We start from the raw sequence: 15,894 nt of genomic DNA, 5'->3' as shown, positions 1-15,894 counted from the left end.
ATACATCCGCGCCGCAACATCGTGGTCGATTTAATATACGGGGTCATTATATCCCCGTATATTCTATCTACGCGTAAAAAGGAGGGTGCCTATTCCGTATTTCAAGTGGTCAGAAATAGGACCATCCTCGAACGACTGACAGACGCCTCCCGATCAAACTAGACTCAGTGTTCAACTGCTGGGGGCTGTCACGATGCTTGGGGCGCGAACCGATATCTATTTGCGCAAGCTGTTGCTTGTGTTCTTGCCATTATTGCTTCTTTCCAGCCCCTATGCTGCAATGGGGCAGCCTGTAGCACCCTTGGTTCCACCAATCGGTGCCGACCCTGAATATCGTATCAATCCAGGCGACGAACTCGACATATTGATCTGGGGGGAAGAGCGGTTGCAGCGCGTCGTGCGCGTCCTGCCCGATGGCACCTTCACCTTCCCGTTGGCCGGACGGATCGCGGCGGCCGATCGCACGGTGACGGAAATTGCCAACCAGATTCGCGCCAACATCGCACCCAATTACCGGGAAGGTGCGCCGGACATCACCGTTGCGGTGAGGGAGGCCACAGGCATGCGCTTCTATGTGATGGGCAAGGTACGCACGCCGGGCGGATTTTCTTCCGGCAAGGCGGTCAACGTGATCCAGGCTCTGAGCATGGCCGGCGGGCTGGCGGAGTTCGCGGACGTAAAGAACGCCATCATCCTCAGGCATACGGCGCAAGGGCAGACGGTAGAGCGGGTGCGCCTTTCTGCCTTGCTGAAGGGCGCGCGCGGCATTGATCCGGGGCGGCTCGCCGTGCCTCTTCCTCTGCTGGAGGCGGGCGATGTCCTTCTCATTCCCTGAACGTCAGGCATGGGCCGCTGCCATGGTCATCCCGGCGCTGATCGTCGTGCCGGCCAATGGCCGCACCGAACCGCGGCTGGACGTCGATATGTCGGTTCTGGCATCTCCCAATCCCCTGTTGCTGCAAGGCGAACGCAGAGGCGCGACATCGCTCGAAGTGGCGGCATCGCCCGGCATCACCATCACATCGCCGGGTGGATCGACCCTGGATGCTGGCGGCACAATCAGATATCGCAACTATACGCGCCGATACGGCCATTATCTGCTGGGTGATTTCCGCGCGGAGGGGCGCTATCGCGACAGTGAATATCTCACCGTCGGTGGATGGGCGGGATATAGTCGGGCGCTGGCGATCGACCTGCTTGCGTCCAGCGATGATGCGGCAGGCGATCCACGCGGTATTCGCAACAGCTGGTATGGTGGTGTCGATGCGGCGTGGCGGCCCGACATCCATACGCTCATCACCCCGGACGTACGGTTTGAAAGGGCCGTCTATGCGGACAGCGACCTGCTGCGCAATGCAAACGCCTTGACCCTCAGTCTGGCTTACGCCCGCCGTGTCGGCCCTCGCACAAGTATAGGACTGCGCGTCCGCGATACCATGAATTCCGTGACCGGCATGGCCGGCATGAACAGTATGGCACTCTACGCCACGCTTAATCGCCAGCTGGGGCCGCGCGCACGCCTGCTGGCGGAACTCGGTGTGGAACGGGCAGGGCGTCAGATCGAATGGCTGGAGGATGTCAAAATGCGTCGGCCAGGCCGCACCCTGCTTGCAGGCCGGGTCGACCTGTGCCGGGAGGCGGAGGAAGGCGACCATGCGTTGACCGGTTGCCTTTCCGCCATGCTGAATTCGGAAGTCAGCGGCTTTGGCGGCCTGCGTCGTGACGCGACGGTGTCGATATCGCTCAGCAAGGCTCTGGGCGAGCATTTCAAGCTGCGCGGTGTCAGCGAATATCGCCATTCCTCGCTGATCGGCGGATCGCTCTTGACCGCACCTGCCCAAGGCATGCGCACCAGTACGACCGACGCGGTGCGCAACATCGTGATGCTGGACTGGAAGTTGCGGCCGAATGTCACGTTGACCGGCAGCGCCCAATATCTTCGCCGTCAACTCGTTACGGGGAAGCGTATCGGATCGGCCTTTATCGGCCTTCAGTTGCGCTACCAGTTCGGACAGCGCAAATGAACGACGACCTCAGCCAGAATGGCAGCGTGATCAGCCTGCCGGAACTCTTCGCCATTTTGTACAGGCGGCGGTGGTGGATCGTAGTACCGACGCTGATCGGGATATTGGTGGCGCTGACGATCGCGCTGGTGATGACGCCAGCCTATCGTTCGCAAGCGACGTTGTTGATAGATTCGCCGCAGATACCGACCAGCTTCGCCACGCTGCGTACCGCCAATTACGCCAATGAACGTGTCGCAAAAATCCGGCAGCAGATCATGAGCCGGTCCAACCTGACCAGATTGATCCAAGAAGGGGGGCTTTACGAAAGGGAGCAGCGTTCGATGTCGTTCGACGACCTGCTTGAGATCATGCGCAGTGCCATCGCCGTCGATCTGGTAAGCGCCAGCGGGAACCAGCGTCCGGGCGCTGCAACCGACACGATCGCATTCGACCTGTCCTTCACCTATTTCGACCCTGCCGCCACCCATACCGTCGCTGAGAAACTCGTCGCGATGTTCATGACCGAGGACAAGAGGCTCCGGACCGAGCAGGCTGTAGGCACCGCCGCCTTTATGGGGCGGCGCGTCGATGATTTGCGTAATCAGATGGTCGCGCTGGAAGGCAAACGCCGGGAGATCGAAAGCCGCTATGCTGGCGCTCTTCCAGATCAGGTGGCGTTAAGCGCGCAATCGGGGTCATCGCTCCGTTCCGAAGTGTCCCGGCTGGATGCGGAAACACAGGGCCTCGTGCAGCAGAACAGCCTGCTTGCGACGCGGAGCGAGGAAATCGCGGCCGCGCCTCGGCCAGAATTGGACGCGTTGCGCAGGGCCGAAGAACGTGTCGCACAATTGGGCTCCACCTATTCGGATACGCATCCCGATCTGATCGCTGCGCAAATTGCCGTCGACCGGCAGCGGCGGGTCGCTCAGCGGTCGGCCGGGCCGATGCCGGGCAGCGGTGCGGTAGTGTCTGAAATGGGGGCTACGCGCGCCCGTATCGCTATGTTGGCCGCACGCCGGAATGAACTGGTTGGAACGATTGCGCAGATGGAGCGTGTGACGGCGCTTGCGCCGCAAGCGACCTATGAACTGAACAATCTGGAACGCGATTACGACAATCTGAAACGTCAATATCAGGACGTGCGCGACACACAGATGGAGGCGCAGGTCGCCGCCAGCCTTCAGGCAGAGGACAAGGGCGAGCGGTTTTCGGTCGTGAACGCGGCGAGTGCGCCGCTGGACCCTATTCGCCCCAAAACAATGCAACTGTTGATCAGCGGCCTTCTGGGCGGGTTTGTCGTCGGATTGATGTTGGTCATCATTTGGGAATTCATTGCCGGTCCGATCCATGGCGAGGGCGCGGTGGCGCGGCTGATGGACTGTCCGCCTCTTGCCATCATCCCGATATTGGCGCCCGGCATGGCGGTGCCGATATTGGAGCGCGCGCGTCGCTTCTTGCGGTTGCCGTCTAAACGGTCCGGCATCCTTCGACCGGGAGTGGAATGATGGCGACTATAGCCAAGGGCACCGCGATCATGGTCGCGCAGGCAACCGGAAGACGGGATATCATTCTCGACCGGTCGCTGCTGCTTGATAATGGCATATTCGGGCTGGAGCATATGGATCAGCGCGCGCGCAGCTTCATCCTGCTGCGGTCCCAGATCATGAACGGCTTTCACGCCGATGGCGGCAGGATATTGGCGATCACGTCGACCCAGGCGGGCAACGGAAAGACGTTCATCACCACAAATCTTGCGACGGCGCTCTGCCTGATCCAGCCGACGATATTGATAGATTTCGACCTGCGCCGGCCGTCGATGGCGGATCGCTTCGGCCTGACGGTGAAGGTCGGGGTAGACGATTATCTGCTGGGTGACTGCGAATGGGAGGATGTCGGGCAAAAGGCGAGAGGACTGGATCTGACATTATTTCCGGTTCGGCTGCCTCGGCAGGATTCCTCGACCCTTCTTGCGTCGGGGCGAATGTCCGGCGCGATACGGGCCATTCAGTCCGCATCCCATCAACCCATCTGCATTATCGACACGCCACCGGCCCTTGTTCTGGACGACATAATGCTGATCGGGCGCAATGCCGACGGCATCGTGGTGGTGATAGAGGAAGGGCGCACCACGGCGAGGGATGTGAAGCAGGTCTTGCAGTTGCTCAGCCCGACGCGGATTGTCGGATCGGTGCTGAACAAGTCCATAACCGCCAACCGGGATCGTTATGGATATGACTATTATGACGCACCCTGATCGCCACTACTGCCTGTGGGATGAAGGTCTGGAATTCCCCCACGCATTCCGCTGTCTCTGCGGGCGTATGGCGATCCTCTATAGCAGATGGCAGGACCGGCATGCGCCCTTGCAATGTCGTATGATCCTTGCCTGACAAGGTGGAGATGGACGCATGACTCCTCGTGAACTGCTTGCTGCGATCCCCCCTGTATCTCCCCCACTTGCTTTGGTGCAGGAACAATGGCCGACACCCGTTACTCAGCCTTTCATGCCGCCACTAGCCGAATATATGCCTTATCTTCAGACCATATGGGCCAATCGTTGGCTAACCAACTCCGGGCCGTTCCACCAGGAACTGGAACGTGCTTTGGAGCAGCATCTTGGTGTGCCGCATCTTTCCCTGATATCCAACGGGACCACAGCTCTATGGATAGCCTTGCAGGCGCTCAAGGTCGGTGGAGAAGTCATAACGACGCCATTTTCCTTTGTCGCGACCGCGCATGCGCTTCGCCTTGTCGGCGCGACGCCGGTCTTCGTTGACATTGATGACGCTGATTGCAACCTGGCACCGCAAGGCATAGAGGCGGCCATCACTGAGAGGACCAGCGCCATCCTGCCGGTGCATTGTTTTGGCCATCCCTGCGACGTAAGGGCGATCGGGGAAGTGGCCGACATTCATGACCTCAAGGTGATCTATGATGCGGCCCATGCCTTTGGTGTGCAGGCTGATGGGTCAAGCATTCTGTGCCATGGCGATCTGTCGACTGTCAGTTTCCATGCCACCAAGGTTTTCAGCACGATAGAAGGGGGAGCGATCATATCGCCTGACGCGCGGACCAAGGCGAAGATCGACCGGCTGCGCAATTTCGGTTTCATCGGCGACACGACGTTGGCGGGCGCCTCCATCAATGGCAAGCTGAATGAACTCCAGGCGGCATTTGGCCTCCTGCAACTGCGCTATATCGACGACATCATCGCGCGGCGGGCCGCGATCAGCGCGCGTTATCATGATGCGTTGGCAGACATGACGGGCATCACGCCGTTCCGCGCCATTGGCTCGCCCACGCTCAATCACGCCTATTTCCCCGTACGCGTGACGGAGGAATATGCGGTCAGCAGCGATATATTATGCCGCGAACTGCAATCTGTCGGGATCATGGCGCGGCGCTATTTCCATCCCCTGATCTGCGACATGCCCGGTTATCGCGACCTTCCTTCGGCACGTCAGGCTCTTCCGGTCGCCCGCCGCATCGCGCGCCAGATATTGTGCCTGCCGATCCACGCCAATCTGAGCGATGAGCAGGTCGACCGCGCTGTTGGCATACTCGCTCGTGCCTGAAGCGCGTGGACTCGGCGCGATGGCATGGATGCGCGATCTTCCTGCGCGCCTTGCTCTGCGGTGCACCAATATCGGCGTGATCGACCGGCTCCTTTACCGACGTCATGCCAAAGCATTGGCGATGCACAAAGGGAGTATGCCCATATTGACCGGAATCGATCTTAAGATCGTGGAAGGACTGCGGCGGGACGGCATATTCATGACGAGCCTCGCCGAGCTGGGGTTGCCTGGCTCTGCCGAAATGCTCGCATCGGCCCGAATGGTGGGAGACGCTTTCTCATCAGAGGCACGTCGGCTGTCCGCCGAAGGAACTGCATTCACCATCGTGCCACCTGATATCATCGCGTCCCGACCAGAGATATTCGCTTGGGGATTGCATGAACGCCTTCTGGATATTGTAGAGGCCTATCTCGGCGTGCCGGCCGGTTATGATGGCGTCAATCTTATCTACACCGCCGCCGGTGGCAAGGAGGCCGGGCCGCGTTGCTGGCACCGCGATTGGGAAGATCGGCGCACCATAAAGATCGGCATCTATTGCAACGACGTCGTCGCCGGGGGTGGCCCGTTCCAATTGATACGCCGTCGCGATTCCACCCAGGGCGGGGGACATGGCTATCGCTACGTCCTGGCCGATGACACTATTCTGACGGAAAAGCTGGGCGCGGACTATGATCAGGACATAGTCAGTTGCGAAGGTCCGGCGGGAACCGTCTTCTTCTGTGAGACTGCGCTCCATTTTCATCGAGGCGAGCCGGCGGTCCATGCGGATCGGCAAGCGTTGTTTCACAGCTATTTTGCGAGAGTGCCACGCCATCCATTTCTTTGCGAGCGGTCGGGATTGAACCGAAGCCAGATTTCCCACCTCGCTAGAACACTGAATCATCGTCAGCGTGCAAGCGCATATTGGCGGCGAGATCTACCTTGGCTCATCCGGCTCATTCCCCGGGCAAGGATTTAGTCTCCTCTGAAACGGCTAACCGCGCTGGCGCCTATTTTTGGGTTTGCCGCAATCAGCATGTGGCAATGACCCCAATTGAACCGTTCCGACTGATACCGGACAGTCCGCTTCCCACCCATCCCAGCGAACTGGCCGGATCAAAAGCATGGCGCGTCACGCCGGTGCGTTTATGTCCGCCTATAATCCATTTGCGGCCGTTCGCGGTGCGCTGCCGTGTTGAGCGAAAATGGTTGTCGCTTGGCGCGTCGGCAATAAAGTCAGTTTTGACGGAGAGCACGAAGCAAAAGACCTCATGGTCCGAGCCTTTTTGGTAATCACCAGGTGAACACGACGTCAGAAAAACACCGGAAATTGTAGTATGTTGGCGAAGGAACGACGGTAAAAATCGCGCCATAGGGTATCAACGGCGGCGATATCTCATATACCAGACTTCGTGGCCGATGCGGCGGGCCTTGGCTTCGTAGCGGGTTTCGGGCCAGCCGCCGGGGCGGGTCTGGAAATCCTTTGGATCGCTGGCCAGCCAGTCGAAATCGGGATGACCGTTCATCACCATCAGCGCCCAGCGCAGATAGACCGGATGGTCGGTGCCGAAGCGGAACTCGCCGCCGGGCTTGAGCTTCCTGGCGATCATCGCGACCGGGCCGGGGTTCATCATGCGGCGCTTGGCGTGACGCGCCTTGGGCCATGGGTCGGGGTGGAGCAGATAGACGAAGCTGAGTGAGCCGTCGGGGATGCGGGACAGGACATCGAGTGCATCGCCCATGTGCAGACGGACATTGCCCAGCGCGCCGTCGCGGATATGGCCGAGCGCCTGCACCACGCCGTTGAGGAAGGGTTCGCAGCCGATGAAGCCATGGTCCGGCAACATGTCGGCGCGATAGGCCATATGCTCGCCGCCGCCGAAGCCGATCTCGAAATGGAGCGGGCGGTCATACCCGAAAAGGTCTGCGGCGGTCACTGCGCCTTCGGCCGGCACCGACACGGCGGGCAGGAGGGTGTCGATCAGTTCCTGCTGACCCTTGCGGAGTTTCGGCCCCGACTGGCGGCCGTAGAGGCGGTTGAGCGTCGTGGGATCGCCGGATTTATGCGCTGTCATGGGGTGCGCCGATAGCGGGGCCGGGCGATGGGGGCAAGCGCGTAGCTTGGAAATGGGGTGCCCCTTCCCGGACCCCCTTCACTGTGCAGTCGAGGGGTTCGGGAAGGGGCAGAATGAAAAGTGGCTGGCGACGACGGGCGAGGAGGGGGTGTCGTCGGGTTTCGGCAGGGCCTGGCTGAAAGCCGCCCGCCGCCACAGGCTCGTCAGGTCATTTGCACTTGATGAAGCGACCCTTTGCGTCCTTGCAAGGCGCCTTTTTGACGGGCGGCTTGGGGGCGCATTTGACGAACTTGCCCTTCGCGTCCTTGCATGGCGCGGCAGATGCAGGAGCAACAGTGCCGGCAATCAGAGCGAAGCCGAGAAGGGCGGTGGCAACCATCTTTGTCATGTGAACCTCTTTGGGGAGAGGGGTGTCGGGTTCGACAGGGGTTGCGAACCCGACGAGGCTTTTATGCGCCGGTCGGGGGCGGTTGCCTAATGAACTTTTCGTCATTTTATGGACAGGTGGGGGCATGAAAAAGGGCGCCGCGGCTGAGGCCGGGCGCCCTTTTTGTGTTGTGTATGGAGGCTAGCGCCCCACCCCAACCCCTCCCCTGAAGAGGAGGGGCTAATAAGGATCAGGCCAGCGCGGCCTTGAGCGCGTCGACCAGGTCGGTCTTTTCCCAGGGGAAATAGTCGCCGTCGGGGGTGCGGCCGAAATGGCCGTAGGCGGCGGTCTTCTGGTAGATCGGCTTGTTGAGGCCGAGATGGGTGCGGATGCCCTTGGGCGTCAGGCGCACCAGCGTCGGCAGGACGGCTTCGATCGCGGAGGCTTCCACGGTGCCGGTGCCGTGCAGGTCGACATAGAGCGAGAGCGGTTCGGCGACGCCGATCGCGTAGCTCAGTTGGATCGTGCAGCGACGGGCGAGGCCGGCGGCGACGATGTTCTTCGCCAGATAGCGTGTGATGTAGGCGGCCGAGCGGTCGACCTTGGTCGGGTCTTTGCCGGAGAACGCGCCGCCGCCGTGAGGGCTTGCGCCGCCATAGGTGTCGACGATGATCTTGCGGCCGGTGAGGCCCGCGTCACCATCGGGGCCGCCGATTTCGAACAGGCCGGTGGGGTTGACGTAGATGCTTTCGTCGCCGGGCAGCCAGCCTTCTGGCAGGATGTCGGCCATGACGCCCTTGACGTAGGCGCGCAGCTTGGCGCGGCTTTCGTCATTGTCCATGTTGGCAGCGTGCTGGGTCGAGACGACGAGGGCGGTCGCGCGGACCGGCTTTTCATCGATATATTCGAGCGTCACCTGGCTCTTGGCGTCCGGCTCAAGGAAGTCCACGACCTTGGCATGGCGGTCGTGGGCCATGCGTTCCAGGATCTTGTGGCTGTAATAGAGGGTGGCGGGCATGAGGTCGGGGGTTTCGTCCGACGCATAGCCGAACATGATGCCCTGATCGCCGGCGCCTTCATCCTTGTTGCCGCTTTCATCGACGCCCTGCGCGATATGGGCGGACTGGCCGTGGAGATTGTTTTCGAAACGGAAGGTCTGCCAGTGGAAGCCGTCCTGCTCGTAACCGATGCGCTTGACCGTTTCGCGGACCGTGGCTTCGATTTCTTCCTGCGCGCCAGGCGCCCATGCGCCATTTTCATAGACGCCCTTGCAGCGGATTTCGCCGGCGAGGACGACCAACTGGGTCGTGGTCAGCGTTTCGCAGGCGATGCGGGCTTCGGGGTCTTTCGACAGGAAAAGATCGACGATCGAGTCGGAAATCTGGTCAGCGACCTTGTCGGGATGGCCTTCGGACACGGATTCCGAGGTGAAGAGAAATTGATTGCGCATGGGACTCCCGTAAGCCGTTTGGGCGGGTTGCGATATAAAGAATTGTTTATGTGGCTATTAGCTTTTGGCTCTGCGCAGCGCAAGAGCCGCGCCCAGAAGGAGCAGCATCAGGATCGCTGGCGCCCAGTTGCCAAGCCGCGCGAAGAGCGTGGGCGGGAGTGCGGGGGGCAGGCCGGAATCGAGGAAGCCGGCGCGGCCGAGGCCGAGCGCATGGACGACCTGACCGCGCGCGTCGATGATGGCGGAGACGCCGGTGGGGGTGGAGCGGATGATGGGGATGCCTTCCTCCAGCGCGCGCAGGCGGGCCTGCGCCAGATGCTGGACCGGCCCCCAACTGCCGAACCAGGCGTCGTTGGAGGGGTTGAAGAGGAAGTCGGGGCGGTTGTTCGGGTCGATCACTTGCCCGGAAAAGATGATTTCATAGCAGATCTGGATGCCCATTTTCAGCGGCGGACGGCCGGGATTGGCGGGCAGGGTCAGGCTCTGCGGGCCGGGACCGGGCCAGAAATCGGCGTCGCCCGGCACCAGGCGGGACAGGCCGATGGGTTCGAGGATATTCCGCATCGGCAGATATTCGCCATAGGGGACCAGATGCGCCTTGGAATAGCGGCCCGCGATGGTGGCGGCGGGGGTGACGATCCAGACGCTGTTATTGGCGCCGGAGAGTTTGTTGACGAGGGTGCCGTTTTCCTCGACCGGCTTGAAATAGACCTTGTCCCCGCCGGTCATCAGCAGGTCGTTCGGGCCGAGCAGGGTGGCGAGGCGGGCGCGCCAGTCGGGTTCCATGTCGAGATAGGCGGGGATTGCGGCTTCGGGCCAGAAGATCAGGCGCGGAGCCGGGCGGGGATGACCAGAGAGGGTCGAGAGCTTGTGGAAATTGCGATATTCCGCCTCGACGGAGTATTTCTCGTCCTGGCCGATATTGGGCTGGACGATGCGGATGCGGGGTGCGCCGGGAGGGGCGGCGGGGCCGGGGGATGGGGGGAAGGAGAGGAGAAGGAGGGCGAACAGCGGTGCCAGAAAGCCTAAGAGCGAGATAATGGCATAGGATAGCCACGTCCCATCCTTCCATGCCGCTGCTAAACCGGCGCGCCATTTTTGAGGCGATCTGTCGTCTTGAGCCAGCCAGTTGCGGCCATTGAGAAGCACCGTGCCTGCGATCGCGACCGTCAGGCCAGACAGGCCATAGGTGCCGACATAGGCTGCCAATCCCGAAACGCTGGTCGGCATCCAGATGACGCCGAGCGGGTTCCAGGCGAAGCCGGTGAAGAGGGTGGAGCGCAGATATTCGGTGGCGATCCACAGGGCGGCAAAGAGGAGGATGAACGAGGGCGCGTTGGCGCCCACCGCGCTGCGACCAGGCGGCAGAGCCGCCAAGTCTCGCTGCCCTTGGCCGGAGTCACGTGCCTCCGGCCAACGCTTGCGGGAGGGGAGTTTGTGGTGGAGCCACCATGCGCCCAGCGTGGCGAGGCCGGGATAGATGGCGAGATAGAGCGAGAGGAGGAGGACCGCGCCATAGCCGAACCAGTGGGGCATGGCGTCCTGAAAGGTGAAGGCGTGGGCGATCCAGTTGAGGCCGAGGGTGAAGTGGCCGACGCCGAACAGCCAGCCGCGTGAGAAGGCGGCGCGGCGGTCGGGGGCGCGTTCGACAGCCAGGATCAGCACGATCAGGCAGGCGAGCGTCACCGGCCAGAGATTAAGCGGGGCGAAGCCGGTGGCGGAGGCGAAACCCGCCAGCAGGACCGCGACCTTGGGGTGGCGGGCGAAGGCTTGTTTCAGCACGTCAGCGGATCGATTCCATCGTGGCGCCGGAGCATCTGTCGCTCTTGTGCCCGCCGCCGGTCAGCATCGAGGCGGCGATGAAGCCGCCGGCGATGAGGACGAGGAAGAGGGCGGAGAGGAGGGCGAGATATTTCTCGATGAACGCCTTGATCGGGCGGCCGAATTTCCAGAACAGGAAGCCCACCAGCATGAACTGGAAGGCGCGGCTGACGATGCTGGCCCAGAGGAAGGTGAAGAGTGGCAGGCCGATGAAGCCCGCCGTGATGGTGATGAGCTTGAACGGGATGGGCGTCGCGCCCTTGATCAGGATGATTTCCGCCCCGTAATCGCGCAGATAGCAGGCCGCGACCGGGAATTTGGCGGCGAGGCCCAGCGCGGTCAGAATCTGCTGTCCGACCGTTTCATACAGGAAATGGCCGATGGCATAGCCGAAGAGGCCGCCCAGCACCGAGGCGAGGGTGCAGATGAAGCCGAAGCGGATCGCCTTTTCCGGGCGGGCGAGACACATCAGGCCGAGCAGCGGATGCGGCGGGATCGGGAAGAAGCTCGATTCCATGAAGCTTATGGCGAAAAGCCACCGTTCGGCGTGGCGGTGCGCGGCCTTTGCCAGCGTCCATTGATAGAGCCTGTTGAGCATTGGCGCGGGGGTCAGGCCGACTTTCCGGTGATGCCGGGCTGCAAATGACGTTTTTTTCCGCTTCCGGTGCTCACGTGCTGGCAGCACGCTGCGCTCCGGTTCTCAAAAAACATCATTTTCGCCTCGGCCTGACCGGAAATTCGACCAGACCCCTAGCCGAGATCGTTTCGGGTCGCCAGCGCTTTTGCGTGACGGCTGGGTGACACAAGAGGGGCGACAGGACGGGGTGGGCGGGACGGGCTTGATTGTTCGGCGCCGTCTGGGCATGACCCCCCACTTCCAAGACCTGTTCGGCCGGCGCATTTGACCTTTTCTTCGATTCCCTGGGACAAGGTGCGACAGCGTGCCGGCGGCATCGCCTTTGCGCTGGTGCTGAACCTGCTGCTGTTGCTGGCCCTGTTCACCCTGTCCCCGACGTTCGAGCCGCCCAAGGTGGACGATCGCCTGCCGGTGACGTTCGATGTCGAAACGGGCGAGAAGACAGACCAGCAACAGGCCAAGGCGGAAAAGACGCAGAAGCGGGAGAAGCAGTCTTCACCGCAGAAGCAGGCCGATCCGGTGGTGCGGCCGCCGGTTCCTCAAGAGAAGCCGGCCGAGCAGCCGCCGTCGCCCTTCCCCTTCCTGACGCTCAATCGCGAGCAGATGGCGTCGGCCGATATCGGTACCATGCCCAAGGGGACGCAGGGCGTGGGCGAAGGCACGGGCAACAGCTCTATGGTGCAGGGGCCGGGCGAGGGGCCGGGCGGGGTGCAACTGTACGAGGCGGAATGGTATCGGCGGCCGACCCATGCGGAACTGGGCAGCTATCTGCCCGCCAATGCGCCGGCGCGGGGCTATGGCCTGGTAGCGTGCAAGACGATCGACCATTATCATGTCGAGAATTGCCAGATTCTGGGGGAGTCCCCGCGCGGGTCCGGTTTTGCCAAGGCGGTTCGACTGGCGGCCTGGCAGTTTCTGGTGATGCCGCCGCGGGTCAATGGCAAGAAGATGGTGGGTAGCTGGGTGCGTATCCGCATCGACTATACGCGGACCATGGTGCCGGGGGGTGCGGGGCCTGGGGCTGGGGCCGATGATGACGAGGCTGAGGCTGAATCGCGGCCGCAGTCGAAGCCGTTGGGGCCGGGGGTCGCCGGACCGCAATTCTGAAGCAAGCCAATTGCGATTCAGTTCTGACGGCCTGCAAATGGCGCTTTTCCGTGCTTCCGGTGCTCACCTACTTTGAGTAGGCTGCGCTCCGGGTCACGGAAAAACACCATTTTCGGCTCGCCATCTCCTGAATGTCGGTCGGCCCTAGCAGATGGAGGCGGCGATGCGGGTTGCGGTGGTTACGTTCGACGGATTCAACGAGTTGGACAGTTTCGTGGCGCTGGCGCTGCTGAACCGGGTGGCGGGCTGGCGCGCGGGGATTTGCGGGCCGGGCGAGACGGTGACGTCGATGAACGGCGTACGGGTGGATGTGCAGCAAGAGATTGAATTTGCTGGTGAAGCCGATGTCGTGCTGATCGGCAGCGGGGTGCGGACGCGCGAAGTCGTTTCGGATGCGAAACTGATGGCGCGGTTGCGGCTGGACCCGGCCCGGCAGATCATCGGGGCACAATGTTCGGGCGCCTTGGTGCTGGCGCGGCTGGGACTGCTGGAGGGCGTGCCGGTCTGTACCGATGTGACGAGCAAGCCATGGGTGGTGGCGACCGGCGCGCAGGTGATCGAGGCGCCTTTTGTCGCCCATGGCAATGTGGCGACGGCCGGGGGCTGCATGGCGGCGCAGTATCTGAGCGCCTGGGCGATCGGGCGCGGGGCGGGGGGTGAGGCCGCGCGGGCCGTGATCGACTATGTCGCGCCGGTGGGGGAGAAGGCGGAGACGGTGGCGCGGGTGATGGGGGTGGTGGCGCCGTTTCTGGGGGGGGGGGCGGGTCGCCGCATTGCGCTCCGATGAGCCTTGAGGGTTCCGTTTGAAGGCGGGATGTTTTGCATGATATCCAATGCCGGCAAGTGATGATGGAGCCTGTCGCTCCATGTTCCCCGGCGCAGGCCGGGGGCCAGGTCCAAGGCCTGAACTGGACCCCGGCCTGCGCCGGGGGACGGTTCATGTGGGCTGGCCTTCTCCTGTTCGCATAAATAGATTGCATATCGATACCGGATTGGCAGAGTGCCGCCACCCGACCGGATCACAGGAGGAGAGACGAGATGATTATCCATGGCGCGCGGCCGTCGCCCTTTGTGCGCAAGGTCATTGTCTTTGCGGCGGAAAAGGGGATCGAAGTCGAGGTGCAGGCGGCCGGGTTCGGGCGCGGGGCGGACGGCTATCTGAAGGGGTCGCCGTTCGGCAAGATACCGGCGCTGGAGGATGGCGATTTCCTGCTGTGCGATTCGACCGCGATCATCACCTATATGGATGCCCTGCACCCCGGCACGGAGATGATCCCGGCGGAGCCGAAGGCGCGCGCCCGGACGATATGGTATGAGGAATTCGGCGATACGGTGGTGCAGCCGATCGGTCAGAAGATCTTCTTCAACCGGGCGGTGGCGAAGCGGCTGAAGCGCGAACCGGATCTGGCGGCGGCGGATGCGGCCGAGGCCGGGGAGATGCCGAAAATATATGATTATCTGGAGAATGTCCTACCGCAAAGCGGGTGGCTGGTGGAGGATCGCTTCACGCTGGCGGACCTGGCGGCGGCCTGTCCGATCATCAATGTGGGCTATGTGTCGGACGGGTTGAGCGCCGATCGCTGGCCCAGGGTGGCGGGCTGGATCGGGCGGGTGAAGGCCCGGCCGAGCGTGGCGGCAGCGCTGGAGCAGGAAGCGGAGGCGGTTCGGGCAATGGTCGAAAAATAACCCATCTGGAACATTTATCTTGACATCGTCACGCTGATCTGGCAGAGATTGGCACAGTGGAAAAATGTGAATCGCCGACGCGACGATGCGGGTGGCGGCGCAAGAAGGGCTGGTCCGAAAGGGCCGGCCCTTTTTGCTTGGGGCAGGTTTGCCTGGGGCAGGGTGGATGGGCCGATGCGGATGGAGGAGGGATGGATGGCGGGTGAAGCGGAGCGGGAACTGGTGGCGGGGCGCCAGCACAGGGACGGCGGTGCGCGGGGGCAGAAGCGCAAGGTGCGCGAGGATGGCTGGACGGTGGAAAAGGTGCAGGCCTTCTTCGCGGCGCTGGCGGACAGTTGCAACGCCAGCGAGGCCGCGCGCGAGGCCGGGGTCTGCCGTGCCAGCGCCTATCGCCGGCGCAAGCTGGACACGGGCTTTGCCGAGGCGTGGGACGATGCGCTGGAGGAAGGCTATGGCGAGATCGAACTGATGCTGATGCGCGAGGCGCTGCATGGCAGCGAGGTCGAGGAAGTGGTGCTGGACGGCGAGGGGGCGGTGAAGGCGCGCAAGGTGAAGCGCGTGCGCAACCTGGCCGTGGCGTTGCGGCTGTTTGCGCTGCATCGCGACCGGATGGAGAAGCGGCGCGCGGCGAGAGAGGTGGTGGGACGGCCCGACAGCGCGGACGCCATCGCGCGGGTCGAGGCGGTGCTGGGCGAGATCGGCTGGCGACGGGAAATGGCGGGGGTTTAGGGATGGGCGCAGGACGTTGCGACGGCCTGCCCCGCTGCGACCAGGGCCGATCGACATTCAGTTCTGAGCGCCTGCGCTTGCGATCGGGCCGTGATGGTGTCACGGCGTTGGGCATGACCGTGCTTGTCTATATCGGCGCCGCGCTGGCGGAGATCGGGGGCTGTTTTGCCTTCTGGGCCTGGTTGCGGATGGGCCGGTCGGTCTGGTGGCTGGGGCCGGGCGTCGCGTCGCTGTGCCTGTTCGCCTGGCTGCTGACGCTGGTGGAGGCGGATCATGCCGGGCGAGCCTATGCCGCCTATGGGGCGATCTACATCATGGCGGCGGTCCTGTGGCTGTGGGCGATGGAGGGGGTAAGGCCGGACCGGTGGGATATGATCGGCATGGCCATCTGTTTGATCGGTGGCGCGGTGATCCTGTGGGGGCCGCGATCGGCCTGACAATTTGGCCACCGGACATTTGCCA

The 15,894-nt window shown here is 62.6% G+C and carries 17 protein-coding genes; 11 read left to right on the top strand and 6 right to left on the bottom strand.

Annotated features, from left to right (window positions below; translation table 11 throughout):
- The first annotated feature begins 220 nt into the window (after positions 1-220).
- From ASE85_RS15430 to ASE85_RS22570, 6 genes are all read left to right on the top strand, one after another.
- Positions 221-835 (top strand): polysaccharide biosynthesis/export family protein, encoded by a 615-nt coding sequence (locus tag ASE85_RS15430; RefSeq protein ID WP_235523558.1) that lies wholly within the window; start codon positions 221-223, stop codon positions 833-835.
- On the top strand, positions 816-2,024 hold the full coding sequence (locus tag ASE85_RS15425) for a hypothetical protein (protein WP_156358369.1): 1,209 nt from the start codon (positions 816-818) through the stop codon (positions 2,022-2,024). Before ASE85_RS15430 ends, ASE85_RS15425 begins: the two co-directional genes overlap by 20 nt.
- Positions 2,021-3,511, top strand: coding sequence for a GumC family protein (locus ASE85_RS15420; RefSeq protein WP_056690119.1), 1,491 nt, complete (start codon positions 2,021-2,023; stop codon positions 3,509-3,511). Before ASE85_RS15425 ends, ASE85_RS15420 begins: the two co-directional genes overlap by 4 nt.
- Entirely contained in the window at positions 3,508-4,260 is a 753-nt protein-coding gene (locus ASE85_RS15415; protein ID WP_056690117.1) for a CpsD/CapB family tyrosine-protein kinase, read from the top strand. Before ASE85_RS15420 ends, ASE85_RS15415 begins: the two co-directional genes overlap by 4 nt.
- Positions 4,261-4,414: 154 nt before the next feature.
- Positions 4,415-5,581, top strand: coding sequence for a DegT/DnrJ/EryC1/StrS family aminotransferase (locus ASE85_RS15410; RefSeq protein WP_082462844.1), 1,167 nt, complete (start codon positions 4,415-4,417; stop codon positions 5,579-5,581).
- A 19-nt stretch (positions 5,582-5,600) separates the two neighbouring features.
- Complete coding sequence (locus tag ASE85_RS22570) at positions 5,601-6,539, top strand: hypothetical protein (RefSeq protein WP_082462854.1); 939 nt, start codon at positions 5,601-5,603, stop codon at positions 6,537-6,539.
- 52 nt (positions 6,540-6,591) lie between these two features.
- Here the strand turns inward: ASE85_RS22570 and ASE85_RS23390 are convergent, their stop codons facing one another.
- The 6 genes from ASE85_RS23390 to ASE85_RS15380 all read right to left on the bottom strand — a co-directional run bounded on the left by ASE85_RS23390 (position 6,592) and on the right by ASE85_RS15380 (position 11,871).
- Positions 6,592-6,933 carry a hypothetical protein gene (locus ASE85_RS23390; RefSeq protein WP_162237465.1) on the bottom strand — a complete coding sequence of 114 codons (342 nt, stop codon included), beginning with the start codon at positions 6,931-6,933 and terminating at the stop codon, positions 6,592-6,594.
- Between the two features lie 6 nt (positions 6,934-6,939).
- Positions 6,940-7,635, bottom strand: a complete 696-nt coding sequence (gene trmB, locus ASE85_RS15400; RefSeq protein WP_056690111.1) for a tRNA (guanine(46)-N(7))-methyltransferase TrmB — start codon at positions 7,633-7,635, stop codon at positions 6,940-6,942.
- 208 nt (positions 7,636-7,843) lie between these two features.
- Positions 7,844-8,023, bottom strand: a complete 180-nt coding sequence (locus ASE85_RS23385) for a hypothetical protein (protein WP_082462853.1) — start codon at positions 8,021-8,023, stop codon at positions 7,844-7,846.
- A 229-nt stretch (positions 8,024-8,252) separates the two neighbouring features.
- On the bottom strand, positions 8,253-9,452 hold the full coding sequence (metK, locus tag ASE85_RS15390; RefSeq protein WP_056690099.1) for a methionine adenosyltransferase: 1,200 nt from the start codon (positions 9,450-9,452) through the stop codon (positions 8,253-8,255).
- A 57-nt stretch (positions 9,453-9,509) separates the two neighbouring features.
- Positions 9,510-11,231: an apolipoprotein N-acyltransferase gene (gene lnt / locus ASE85_RS15385; RefSeq protein ID WP_056690283.1), complete on the bottom strand. Its 1,722-nt coding sequence runs from the start codon at positions 11,229-11,231 to the stop codon at positions 9,510-9,512.
- A 4-nt stretch (positions 11,232-11,235) separates the two neighbouring features.
- Positions 11,236-11,871, bottom strand: coding sequence for a YqaA family protein (locus ASE85_RS15380; RefSeq protein ID WP_056690096.1), 636 nt, complete (start codon positions 11,869-11,871; stop codon positions 11,236-11,238).
- Positions 11,872-12,174: 303 nt separating this feature from the next.
- On the opposite strand from ASE85_RS15380, the gene ASE85_RS15375 reads away from it, so the two are divergent.
- The 5 genes from ASE85_RS15375 to ASE85_RS15355 all read left to right on the top strand — a co-directional run bounded on the left by ASE85_RS15375 (position 12,175) and on the right by ASE85_RS15355 (position 15,869).
- On the top strand, positions 12,175-13,017 hold the full coding sequence (locus ASE85_RS15375; protein ID WP_235523557.1) for a hypothetical protein: 843 nt from the start codon (positions 12,175-12,177) through the stop codon (positions 13,015-13,017).
- Between the two features lie 163 nt (positions 13,018-13,180).
- Positions 13,181-13,804: a DJ-1/PfpI family protein gene (locus tag ASE85_RS15370; protein WP_056690280.1), complete on the top strand. Its 624-nt coding sequence runs from the start codon at positions 13,181-13,183 to the stop codon at positions 13,802-13,804.
- Positions 13,805-14,055: 251 nt separating this feature from the next.
- Positions 14,056-14,703 carry a glutathione S-transferase family protein gene (locus ASE85_RS15365; RefSeq protein ID WP_056690093.1) on the top strand — a complete coding sequence of 216 codons (648 nt, stop codon included), beginning with the start codon at positions 14,056-14,058 and terminating at the stop codon, positions 14,701-14,703.
- A gap of 195 nt (positions 14,704-14,898) precedes the next feature.
- A complete protein-coding gene (locus tag ASE85_RS24000) occupies positions 14,899-15,432 on the top strand; it encodes a hypothetical protein (protein ID WP_235523556.1) in 534 nt (177 codons plus the stop codon).
- A 113-nt stretch (positions 15,433-15,545) separates the two neighbouring features.
- A complete protein-coding gene (locus tag ASE85_RS15355; RefSeq protein ID WP_056690275.1) occupies positions 15,546-15,869 on the top strand; it encodes a YnfA family protein in 324 nt (107 codons plus the stop codon).
- Positions 15,870-15,894 lie beyond the last annotated feature (25 nt).

The organism is Sphingobium sp. Leaf26 (assembly GCF_001421665.1).
GTDB lineage: Bacteria > Pseudomonadota > Alphaproteobacteria > Sphingomonadales > Sphingomonadaceae > Sphingobium.
The sequence above is the reverse complement of the archived record's forward strand: the minus strand, read 5'-3'. Positions and strand labels throughout refer to the sequence as shown.